This is a genomic window from Nostoc sp. JL33 (genome assembly GCF_017114985.1).
Lineage (GTDB): Bacteria > Cyanobacteriota > Cyanobacteriia > Cyanobacteriales > Nostocaceae > Nostoc.
This window is the reverse complement of the sequence record NZ_JABXKP010000008.1, coordinates 14140-26386: the sequence shown is the minus strand read 5'-3', so window position 1 is coordinate 26386 and position 12247 is coordinate 14140. Positions and strand designations below refer to the sequence as shown.

Sequence of the window (12247 nt, the reverse complement as noted above, 5' to 3'; positions counted from 1 at the left end):
GTTTCTAAGAATTAAAGATTAACTACAGCCAGAGGGAGGACGTTGATCGGCATCGACGGCATAAGTACTGTCTGAGGCTTTTTTGGCACATAACAACGTTTGCACCCATGTATCATCTCGACCAACTTCCCGGAAGTACTCATTGGGTTTGTTAGTTGGCGTTATCGCTAACTTTTGTGAAAATGCGTCTGGTGATTGTGACAGCAAGGCGACATCATAACCCCACTGTCGTTTAGGAGCTATGTAAAAAGGTACTTGACCACTAGAATTAGAGATTGGATATTGTGCGAGAGATGAGCCATTTAAGTATGCTACAAGTGGTGCAGTAGCATAGGCACTACGAGTTCTTTGGATAAAAGAGCCGTTAATTATAGCTGGAAAAGCATCGTTTGACCCTCCAGTTGGGTTCCAATTTTCTAAGAGGCGGACAAAGTTGTGTAAACCACCATTATCTTCTGTAGGACGAGCTGGGGTGTCTCCCCCTGCTGCGACTAAGTTAAAGGTGGTACCATTAGTTGGTGCATTTTGCATCCAGTAACTACCCTGTTGACCGCCAGCACCGACTTTGCCAGCGTCATAAGATATATTTTGATTAGTGCCGAAAGCCACTTGAATTTGTAACATTGGCAATAAAGCTGGTTGGTTTGTTGTACCTGTAGTTGTTGGTAAAAATATTGGGGGAAAATTATCATTGGTAGTAGAATCATCGGTTGATGAAGTTGTTAAAAACCATAGAGCATCAGCTCTAGAATCTGGCCTACTGGTATCAAAAGTACTCAGTGGGAATTGAGTTATTTTCCCACCTTTGATACCTATAATGATTGGTTTAGTATTAGCATCAGGCATGAGTTGTCCATATGTAGCTCCAGATGTTGTACTACGGAGAAAGGCAACACGGCGAGGATAGTTCAGATAACTGGCATTGGGTGAAACTGCTGTTGTACCAGCCTTGTGCTTAGTAATGTCAAATGTAAGGCCGAGAGAGTTAGTAGCATCCGAGGCTTTTACACCTAATGGATATGTAGCATCACCAGGTAGTGTTACCCACCAATCATTACCCGAATTGCAAGCTGAAACAGGTAGTTTCTGACAGACTTCCATTAAATACTCTGGGGCTGATCTCCTTCGCTGGATGGGTGTAACAAGGTTATTGAGGTAAGAACTGTTTTTAGTGGAAAGGGGCAAGTCACTATTAGCGCTGTCATACCAGAGAGCATTGACGACATTACTGTTGTTGGTAGTAACGACAGTATTACTATTGACAAAAGCAAACCCATTGTTCTTAAATGCGGTAATAGAAGTGTTATCCCCCAAGTTATTATTCAGGTCATAGTCTCCATCGCTGCGATAACCCGTCTTGTAGGTAGTAGAAAGAAGTGTGATCGCATCTGACAATACGCTGGCAGGTCGCCATGCGTCCCCAGTGGTGCAAGATGTGATTAGTCTAGGATCACCAGTACGACAAGCAAAGTTTGGATTAAGGTCTGAGCGAGAGTAAAAATTGCCCAAATCAACAGCTAGACCTGTTATAAACTCTTCTTGGGTATGTTTATTAAAGTTGCCTAGAACATATACAGGCAAGTTAGAAGCTAGAACCAAGCCTTTTTCTGCATCTGTGTAAGCCTGAACACGCCAGATGCTTCCGTTGGGGTTGTTGGTGGGGTCGCCGTTGATCAACATAATGGCGTTGGGACGGCGAGTTGGGTCAAGTTTATAATCTACTGGGCTTTGTGATTTTTGAGTATCTTTTTTTGTTTGTATTTGTGTTGCTGTATCTGCTGCTACAATTCCAGCAGCATAACTCAAATCTGGCAGTGCATCATCACGAGTAGCGTAGATAATACCGCTATTGGGAATTAAGTATTCTTGTGGTGTTGCTGTGCCATATGGTTTTTTCCGCAGCGCATTATAGTCTAATACAGTGGCGCGAATTTCCAGAGGTTGGCGGGTTTCTTTGGCGAGTTCATAGTCTGGAGCCGTGGAACCAGTAGATGGATTTGGTACGTTTGCTGGTGTCCCAGTTGCAATAGTACAGGGATATTGAAAGTAACAAAGCGTTGATGTCCCAGTTCCATTTCCATTTACACCATCAGCGTTGGTGAATGTTTCTACACCAGTTGATACATCTTTATGAATTGCCTTAATCTGTCTCGCATCTAAAAAAGCGTTTTCGGAAATTGCGCCGTGAGGGATGACGCTAATACTTGGAGAACCGATAGTACCATCTAATATTTGGATGGCACAAATAGAAGCATCAATAGCAGACTGCTCTGAGATTGTGAGTGTCCCAGAGGCAGCGACTAGCCCCATAGCGGTGTTCAGTGTTGGATTTACCAACCGCCCATTGGGATACATTAAATTAGCTTGGTATTTTAGTAAAGCTGAATAGTCAGAAACAGCCTTTGTTGGAGCTGCGTAGACAATACCATTATGGGAGTTGCCACCCGTACTGCCGTTATATGGAAGAGTTGCAAGGTTCTTAGCTGTAGTGCTATTTGTAGGGTCGTAGAAGCTACTTATACAAGCAATAGGTTTAGGGTTTATCGCACTGTAGCCACTCGCTTGGTAGTGATAAACAGCTGTAGCCCGCATCCGTAAATACGGCGTATAAAGAAGATTGGGTAATACTATATTAGTGTTGTAAGTATCTGGATTAATGCCACTAGCAAGAGTATTAGGCACGGGCATCATATCTGACCAAATTCTATTTGTAGCTGCCGCCGCAAGGTTCAAAGCAGCTTGGGTACTACTAACAGTAAAAAGTGGAGGTAAATAAATCCCTGCACCAGTGACTACCCGTAAACCACCCACAGGAGCGCCGACAGTAGTTGGTACTGTGGCTGCTGCTGATTCCCAATCTCCATCTCGGTCAACAGTTCCTAAATCAGCTAGTTGCTGTACACGACTGCTGCGAGTGCGAGTTCCACTTCCACTATCCCAGTTAACATCTTTAATATTTTGGGTATCTGTAGTAGTATCCCCACCAACAAATGTCGTTCCGTTCCACCACAATGCAGGTAGGTTATTGCCAAGCAAAATGCGATCGCCGACGAATGTTTCTTTACCATCTGTTTGCTGCTTAGTTGGTTGTGTAGCACCAGGTAGCAGCTTAGAACTACTAATGTTAAGTGTTAACTTGGAATAATTAGTTTTAGTTTTACCATCACTAGCAAGAAACGGATAAACCCAAGTGTCTTGTGGACGCAGTGACTGACCACTTCCTTGTAAGACTGTAGTAGTCGTATAATCTATACTAGTTGTAGGATTTATTATTGCATCTCCACCAAAACCAACTTCACCATAGGGTACACGGCGGGTACGTTGTTGAAAGTAAAGTACTAACTGGTTATTACGGACAGTGGATAGTTGCGCTGCACTGGCAGTAGCTGTAGTTAGATTTAATAGTTGTAGTTGCTGTGTAATGGCATCTTGAACTTCCTGTGGGTCAGTAGATGCAGCCTTAGCCGTTTGTGCTAGCACCAAAAGATTGATACGCTGTGCATAAGCTAGGCTATTGTAGGCAATATTATTCGATCCCTCAGTGACTGATGTGTTAGCGCTAGTATTACCATTTTGACTAGGAGTAACTCCTTGTCCTTTGAATAAATCCACTAGAGTACCGTTACTTCCAGTACCGTTACCTCCAGTACTAGTGAAACCACCAGCTCCTAAATTGCCACCTACAATAATTTTGGCATTGTCCTCATTATAGAAACAGGAATTTACACTACTAACCTGATAAAGTCTCACATTATTGTCACCAGTCAGCAAGTTACTATTAGTCAAGATCCGTCCATTTAGGTTAAATGCGGGACCAGGGGTAATGTCTATATCATCGTTATAAACCACCGCATTGTTAACTAGCGGTACTTGTACACGGTCTTGTTGATACTCTAAACTTGAAAAACCTTTATTCCCTTTAAAAGTTTCGTAATTATTACCTGGATCATTAGCAGTGGTTGGTTGAATAGTGATAGGAACATTAGCAGTATAGACAAAAAAGCTTTTTTGGAGCTGACTAGCAATACTAACCCAGCCCGTACTCCCCACCAAAGCAGCACTTGTCGCCACAATATTTTTACAACTGCTGCTTACACTACCAGAAGTCATGGGCGGAGTTCTTGCCTCTAGAGGATTTCTAGGGCGGCTGTATGTGCCACTAGTTATAGGCGGAGTTCGGAAGTAAATTCCATAAAGAGTATAGGAGTCAAATTTCCCATTGTTATTTGTATCAATGGGGAACATCCATGCAGTTGCCATATCTGCTGGCTGACTTTCTCCTGTTGGTACAGTTGTATAGTTATAATGTACTTTTAATGGAGTTTCGTCTCCAAAAGTAAATTCAGGTAAATTAGCAGTATTACTTAAGGTATCCTCTAAAACTTTATCTGAAGGTACGGCTCGTGGTAGTCGGCTGTCAGCAAATAGCTTGTCTAATTTTGCTCTTGCTCTGTCAAGGGCTGGTGCTGCGGCGTTAAGTACAGCCTGATTCACGCGGACATTACTAGCATTTTTTGAGCGCTCAAAAGACCGAAATAAAATCGCAGTTGTTAACAGAACAACAACTAAAGATACCATCGCCACTGTCGGCAACAAAAACCCAGCATTTCCGCTACCACGTCTTCTATTTGTGGTAAAAATGGTTTTTAGTAGCCAAACCATTTGCTTTTTTATTATAGATAAAAACTGGTATGTAAGTTTTTTAAAATAAAATCTTACTGCCTTGAATAACTTGCGTTTTATAGACATAGAAGCTTCCCTGTCAAATGTTTGTTTCCAGATTTGAAGATATTGGTTTTATAGTTGACTCAGCCTATTATGTAGATTTTAATTAAAGGTGAGACTTTTGACTTTCATAAAAATCAACCTCTGTGAACATTGTTAAAAATGCAGTAGTACATTAATAAATCTGATCTATTAAATTTATATCATGGGTTCATTTTTAGTAAATACCGAAGAATACTGAAATTTTAAAAATCCTTTAATTTCTGCTTGCTTATGAAATAAAAATTTATCCTTCTATAGAAGACTTATGTCACAGAAACAAAACCTGCATTCACAGGCGAATTAAGCTCTCTTTCATAGAGAAATAGTATGATTTAAAACTAAAATTGTAGAAATCTATTTCATCCAAAGATAGCTTTATGAACATATTGTCAGCATACTAAAGTTATAGTACCCACCTGTTAAAGCAAAAATATCAGTTATGGGCAAAATAATATGAAAACTTTAAAATCTAGCTGTAGTGAGGAGGCGGCAGAGTAAATATTTTGAATATCAAGCAAATACGCACTAATTAAGTTTAATAGTCAATAGCTGAATTACACAGTCGTTTGTACAGACTATCTATTAGGATATTGATTTGACAACATAGAAGTTGGCTTGAAAAAAATTTCATACGGTACGAGAAATCGCCGCAGGAAACCAGGCTTTAGTACAGCAGAAGTTTCAGCATCAATAGGTAAGCACTGAGAACGATAGGCTTCAAGCGCCTCCATCTTCTTACTTTGAACAGAATGGATAGATATACGGTAAGCAGATGCTAATTCACCTAGTTTCAGGTCACGGAAGAGTAAAGATTTCCAGAGAATCCAAATAGGGTACTGGAAAATATCAACCTCTATTTCAGAGTATTGAATCGCCGCTAGCAGTAATTCATAAGTTACTTCGTGGTCTTTAATGCGGTCTTGGCGGTGAGTCACATAAACCTCCCCAGGCTGGAAGGATTTCAAGAGTTGAGCAAGTTGTTCAATTGTTTGTTGGCGCTTGCTTGCATCTAGATATTGAAGCTGACTATCTGGTTTGTCGAGAAAGTAAATTTGGCTCTTGTCTACACCTAAGATGCTTAAAGCACAAAGCGCTTCCTGCTTACGAATTGGAACTATTTCACCAGATTGAAATTTGGGATGTTTGCCATGACTTGCTGCTCCATCCGTGACAAAAACAATCTGGACTGGCACATTTTGTTCTCGCTTGAGTCTAATCAAACCACCACACCCCAAAACTTCATCATCCTGGTGTGGTGCAATTATCATTGCAGATTTCTGATTAACTTTCATTGGCTTACTACCAATATGCAATAGCCAAAGAAACTGCACGCTACTCAGAAACTCTGGCAATTTATGATTGTATAGTCGCCAAATCTTGTTTTGTACTCGATGAAGGAAATGTTTGACGTTCAGCATTCTCTTCATTCCTTTATTGCATCTCTGAAAATCGGTTTCATTCATCTCTACAATATTGACTCGTGAGTTATATTTTATTCTGATTTATCTACCTAGAAAAAGAAACTACCGTTGTAGGTTTTTATATATGGCTGCTAACTCTGCTGCCTGCATATTTACTGTACGAACAGGTTTAATACCTTGGCGCAATTTCCACAGTAAATTAGTATCAGTTGCTAATCTCTCAAGAGCTTCACTCCAAGCTTTAGTATCGTTAGCAGTCACTAACCAACCATCAATGCCATGTCTAACAAGTTCAGCAATACCCCCCAAGTTAGAGCCGATAACAGGTACAGATAGAGAGTGGGCTTCTAATACAACCAAAGGCCCAGTTTCCAAGCATTGGGAAGGTACAGCCAGTAAGTCATAGTTAGCTAGAGTTTGGGGGAGTTCTTCTCTTGGTAGTTGTTTATTCACACGAATCCGAGGATCGTTTGCTATCAAATTAAAGATTTTTTGGCGATATCGTTCATCCTGCGTTATTCCATAAATGACCAACTCAATCTTGACAAGAGGCGGTAAATCTTTAACTGCCTGTACTAAAATTTCGATACCCTTATATATATCCCAGCGTCCTAAAAAAACTACTTTTAAAGGGTCTGATTGCTGTTTTGTCTGTGGTAATTTTTCTTGTGCAGTATAAGAAATTCCATGTCGAGAGAGAATGAGTTTTTCTTCAGGTATGCCGTTGATGAGTAGAGCTTTATAAAGCCAATCACACACTGTCACAATGCGGTCAGCATATTTTGCCATTTTTAGCAAGCTTTTTTTTCGGGCAGCAACATAACCAGGCACGACAAAAGGACGGACAAACCTTCCCAGATTACCATCGTCTACTGAGGCTGGAAGATAGGCACTTACAGGCAATTGCACTCTCCCTAAAAGATCCAAGGGCAAATGACTCAAACTATTGACCATTGCAGCAGGTAGCTTTTTGCTCAAAGTATCAGCACACTGGGAACAACGCACCACATCTATTTTGCCATCACAAGCCTGTTGTCCATTGAACATCAAAGTAGTTCGCTGGCAAATGGGTATGGCATAGTGTACTGTCAACACTGTTGCCATGCCTAATTCTTTAGCTAATCGCAAATGAGGCAAACCACAATATACTTCCCAATGGTGCTGATGATATATGTCTGCTTTTTGGTTAGTTAACCAATTAGCGAAATACTCAAATTTACCATGCGGGAATTGTCCATGATTTGGTTCTGTTTTGGGTGCAGGAAATACAGGATATCGATAAACTTCTACGTCGTTATATTTATAAGTTTCTTCTTTTTGGGAACCGTTACTAGCTGCTGCTATCTGGATATCAATATCATGCGTAGGCTCCGCCAAAGCTAAGAGCGATGGCTCCGCCCGCCATAGGCATCGCAATTCTGGCAGTAACTCGGTGAGGTTTACTTGAATACCACCACATTTATCTGGGAAATAACGAGCAAGAGCTTGAATTACTTTCATAATAGGAGTCTCCAAGACAGTAAATCTGCTCTTGCTATTTTACGCGCTGTATTATGAATTACCCAATAATAGCTATGCTTCAGTAAGAACCATAGAGGTTCTCAATTGGGTTAAATACAGTCGCTTCTTAGTGGGGCACAGCTAGAGCGCCAGTCCAGTAGAAGTAGTTGACAAGATGTATAGTTTTTGCAGAGGCTAATTTATAGGAGAATAAGGTATGAGGAGTGCAAGCTATGCGTCCATTGATCTGGGAACCTCCAATAGAACTGTCAAGCAAAGAAGAAAAAGTAGCGAAACGTATACGCAAAGCTAAGTTGTTTGTATTTTTGAGGCTAGTACGACACGAATTATTTGACCCAGACTTTCAAAGGGAGTTAGCAACGGTATTCAAGGATAGTACTGTTGGTTTACCCCTCTCCTTATTAAGAAGAGGGGATATGGATTAAGTACTAACAGCTCTCTTTATTAAGGAGAGGAGATATAGATTAAGCACTAAAGTATTTTGCTAACGGGTGGTAAGCAATAATTGCAGTGGTAGATTGTTCTGGATAAAGTTGTTCACTTTCATCCATATACAAGTTAATTCTGTCAGTCTGCAATAACTCCAGTTGCTTATACTGGTCTTGGATATTCGGGCAAGCTGGATACCCAAAACTATACCGTGAGCCACGATAGCGTTGTGCCAATATATCCCGAATATTGTCGGGTTCTTCAGCAGTGAAACCTAACTCCCGGCGAATTCTGGCGTGTGTCCACTCAGCGATCGCCTCCGCTACCTGCACTGCCATACCGTGGAAATACAGATAATCGGTGTATTGATTGGCAGCAAACAGCTTTTGGGCGAACTCTGTGGCAATTTCACCCACAGTCACCGCCTGCATTGGGAAGACATCAATAATTCCCGATTCCTTCGGTGCAAAGTAATCTGCTATGCACAGCCGCCTTAAAGACTTTTGTCTAGGAAACTCAAAAGTTGCAACCTGTTGTGATTGGTTCTCTGAGTCATATATATGTAGAGAATTCCCCTCAGCTTGACAAGGGAAATAACCATAAATCACCTGCGGATGCAACAGATTCTCTTCAATAATTCGCTGTTTCCAAGTTTCCAAAACTGGGTAAACTTTCTCAGCTAAGAAAGCCTGATATTCTTCCTTAGATTGTTCCTTTGGTTTGCGGAATTGCCACTGTCCAGCAATTAAAGCTTGTAAATCCAAGTGCCAAAATATTTCCTCGATGGGAATATCAATAGGCTGCAATAACTTGGTTCCCCAGAAAGGCGGTGTTGGGCGTTCAATATCTATCGCTACTGCATCCGAACGTCTTGTATCTACTTCTTTTGGTTCAGCAGATACTGTTTTTTCGGCAGTTGTAGTTACTGATTCTTTGTGACCATTTGTCGAAACTTCAGCAGTTTCGACTTCGTTCAAAAATCCCTGCAAATCTTCCCAGTTACCAGTAGCTTTTGCTGGCATTAATTTATCCATGAAGTGCAAGTCAGAAAAGGCATCTTTGCCATAAACAACTTTACCTTTGTAGGTTTTTTGGCAATCTTCATGCACAAATTTGGGAGTCAGCGCTGCACCACCTAATATCACAGGTACACTAATTCCCTTTTCGTTGAATATCTCCAAGTTCTCTTTCATGAAAGCGGTGGATTTCACCAGCAAACCACTCATGGCTATACAATCAGCTTTGTGCTGTTCGTAAGCTTTGATGATGTTTTCCACTGGCTGTTTAATTCCCAGATTAATCACCTTGTAGCCGTTGTTGGACAAGATGATATCCACCAAATTTTTACCAATGTCGTGGACATCACCTTTGACTGTGGCAATGATAAAGGTTCCCTTACCATTGTTGCCAGATTCTGATTTTTCCATGAACGGTTCTAAATACGCCACCGCCGCTTTCATGGTTTCCGCAGATTGCAAGACGAAGGGTAGCTGCATTTGTCCAGAACCGAATAATTCCCCGACAACTTTCATGCCATCTAGCAGGAAGGTGTTGATAATTTCTAAGGGGGGATATTCTTCTAAGGCTTTTGTGAGATGTTCTTCTAAGCCAATGCGTTCGCCGTCGATGATATGGCGTTTGAGACGTTCTGGGATGGGGAGACTTTCATCTAAGGAGCGATCGCGCTTAGTTGTCACCCCAGCAAATACTGTGGTAAGCTCTCCCAAGGGATCATACACGCAGACGTTACCATCAAACTTCCGCTCGTCATAAATCAACTGGCGACAAATTTCTTGATGGCGCTCCTCAATCTTGGAGAGCGGTAAAATCTTGTTAGCGCTGACAATGGCTGCATCCATTCCCGCCGTCGTCGCCTCGTGCAAAAACACTGAGTTCAGCACCATCCGCGAGGCTGGATTCAAGCCAAAGGAAATATTGGAAACACCCAAAATTACATGACATCCAGGCAATTCTTGACGAATTCGCCGGATGGATTCAATTGTCGCCTTGCCGTTTTCTCGGTCTTCTTCAATCCCGGTGGAAATCGGTAACGCGAGGGTATCAAAAAATATTTCTGTGGGAGTTATGCCATATTCTACAGCTTGACGGTATGCGCGTTGTGCGATCGCAAACTTTTTGTCTGCTGTCCGCGCCATCCCATCTTCATCAATAGTACCAATGACTACACCAGCACCGTACTTCTTCGCTAACTCCAGCACCTTCAAAAAGCGCGGTTCTCCATCTTCGTAGTTGGTGGAGTTCAGCAAACACTTACCACCGGCAACTTTTAAACCTGCCTCCATTTTTTCCCATTCGGTGGAGTCAAGCATTAAAGGCAGTGTCACATTATTCACAATGCGCGAAACTAATTCGTGCATATCCCGCACGCCGTCGCGTCCGACATAATCGACATTGACATCAAGGATGTGTGCGCCTTCTTTTACTTGCGCCCTCGCCATTGAAACGAGTCCATCCCAATCTTCTGCATTTAGCAAATCACGGCACTTCTTGGAACCACTGGCGTTGAGACGTTCACCAACAATCAAGAAGGAATTATCTTGATCGTAAGGCTGAGTGGTGTAAATTGATGCTGCTGCTGGTTCTAAGCTAGGATGTCTAACTTTTGGCTTCAAGTCTTTAGCAAGTTCTGCCAATTGTTGAATGTGTTCTGGACGCGTCCCACAGCAACCCCCGATCACTTGGACACCCAAATCTTCAACAAAATGCATCAATGACATCCGTAATTCTAACGGTGTCAGGCGGTAGTGCGCTTGACCACCGACGTTTTCAGGTAAACCCGCGTTGGGAATACAGGAAACGATGAAAGGTGAATGTTCTGCCAGATACTTGATATGTGGTTTCATCAAGTCTGGGCCTGTAGCGCAGTTTAGACCGAGAATATCTATTGGGTAATGTTCCAGAATTGTCACCACCGCGCTGATTTCTGAACCTACCAACATTGTGCCCATGCTTTCCATTGTCACAGACACCATCAACGGCCGGCGATCGCCTTTTTTGGCAAACACTTCTTCAATTCCATTTAGCGCCGCTTTAATTTGCAGCACATCTTGGCAAGTTTCCACCAGAAATAAATCGACACCACCATCCCACAGCGCTTCTGCTTGTTCAGCAAAAGTAGCTTTCATGGTATCAAAGTCAATATGTCCCAAGGTAGGAAGTTTCGTTGTGGGGCCGATGGAACCAGCCACAAACCGGGGTTTTTCTGGCGTGGAAAATTCCGCAGCCACACGCTTGGCCAATTCTGCGGCTGTCTTGCTGAGGTAGTAGGCTTGGTCTGCCAAGTCATATTCTGCCAGCACCAGGGACGTACTGCCAAAGGTATCGGTTTCAATCACATCTGCACCAGCAGCGAGAAAGTCACGGTGAACCTTAGCAACAGCTTCGGGTTTCGTGTGGACTAAGTATTCGTTACAGCCTTCATACTGTGGGCCGCCGAAGTCTTCAGCAGTCAAGTTTTGCGTTTGTAAGTTGGTTCCCATTGCCCCGTCGAAGACGAGGACTGGTCTATCTGGACTACGTAGGCGTTCAAGGAAAGAATGAGTCATATTTTCCTAGAAGAAATGAGGATATCAAGTGAGTCATGTGATACTCGACTTACTTTATTATTTTCCAAAATTATGATATTTTTGGCACCTTTTAATAAAGTCTGTTTTGCTGAAACTCACCATTGGCTCATTTTGACCTGATTTATCAAGATTGGCGATGATAGAATTATGCAAAAGCGTCCTCATGTCGTGTCGCTTGATTGGTTATTAAACTCGAAGAACCCCAAAGAGCCAAAGCTGCGCTTTATTTCCCCTCCCCGCAAGCCTACGGTTTACACACAAGTCTGAAATAGCTGATTAAACAAGGTTTTACCCCACCCTAACCCGGACCTTATAAAGGGGAGGGAACAAAATTTTCTATTTCCCCCCTTTATAAGGGGGGATTAAGGGGGGTAATTCACTGAGGAACGAAACGCAACCTACTTTGGAGTTATTTTTTAGGCAAAACCTACGCAGTATTGACACAGGTGGGGTTTCACTGATTCTACACATAGTCAGATGAAATATTTTCGCCAAGTTTCTTATCTTAGGATCACAGCTTAG

At 42.1% G+C, this 12247-nt stretch carries 4 protein-coding genes and 1 pseudogene; 1 reads left to right on the top strand and 4 read right to left on the bottom strand.

From position 1 onward, the window contains the following. Positions 1–18: 18 nt before the first annotated feature. The 3 genes from hpsA to HWQ23_RS01105 form a co-directional block, all read right to left on the bottom strand. Positions 19–4749, bottom strand: coding sequence for a hormogonium polysaccharide biosynthesis protein HpsA (gene hpsA, locus HWQ23_RS01115; RefSeq protein WP_292822938.1), 4731 nt, complete (start codon positions 4747–4749; stop codon positions 19–21). Between the two features lie 593 nt (positions 4750–5342). Continuing rightward, a complete protein-coding gene (locus HWQ23_RS01110) occupies positions 5343–6185 on the bottom strand; it encodes a PIG-L deacetylase family protein (RefSeq protein ID WP_292822937.1) in 843 nt (280 codons plus the stop codon). A 105-nt stretch (positions 6186–6290) separates the two neighbouring features. Next, positions 6291–7688 (bottom strand): glycosyltransferase, encoded by a 1398-nt coding sequence (locus HWQ23_RS01105; RefSeq protein ID WP_292822936.1) that lies wholly within the window; start codon positions 7686–7688, stop codon positions 6291–6293. 233 nt (positions 7689–7921) lie between these two features. On the opposite strand from HWQ23_RS01105, the pseudogene HWQ23_RS01100 reads away from it, so the two are divergent. After that, positions 7922–8098 (top strand): annotated as a pseudogene (locus tag HWQ23_RS01100) (IS5/IS1182 family transposase); the annotation flags it as partial. Between the two features lie 75 nt (positions 8099–8173). Here HWQ23_RS01100 and metH read toward each other — a convergent pair. Continuing rightward, on the bottom strand, positions 8174–11704 hold the full coding sequence (metH, locus tag HWQ23_RS01095; RefSeq protein WP_292822935.1) for a methionine synthase: 3531 nt from the start codon (positions 11702–11704) through the stop codon (positions 8174–8176). Positions 11705–12247: the final 543 nt, after the last annotated feature.

What these genes read in the sequence shown, in the direction of transcription:
- HWQ23_RS01105 (WP_292822936.1), bottom strand. Translation starts at nt 7,688, where the DNA reads ATGAAAGTAATTCAAGCTCTTGCTCGTTATTTCCCAGATAAATGTGGT.
- HWQ23_RS01110 (WP_292822937.1), bottom strand. Translation starts at nt 6,185, where the DNA reads ATGCTGAACGTCAAACATTTCCTTCATCGAGTACAAAACAAGATTTGG.
- metH (WP_292822935.1), bottom strand. Translation starts at nt 11,704, where the DNA reads ATGACTCATTCTTTCCTTGAACGCCTACGTAGTCCAGATAGACCAGTC.
- hpsA (WP_292822938.1), bottom strand. Translation starts at nt 4,749, where the DNA reads ATGTCTATAAAACGCAAGTTATTCAAGGCAGTAAGATTTTATTTTAAA.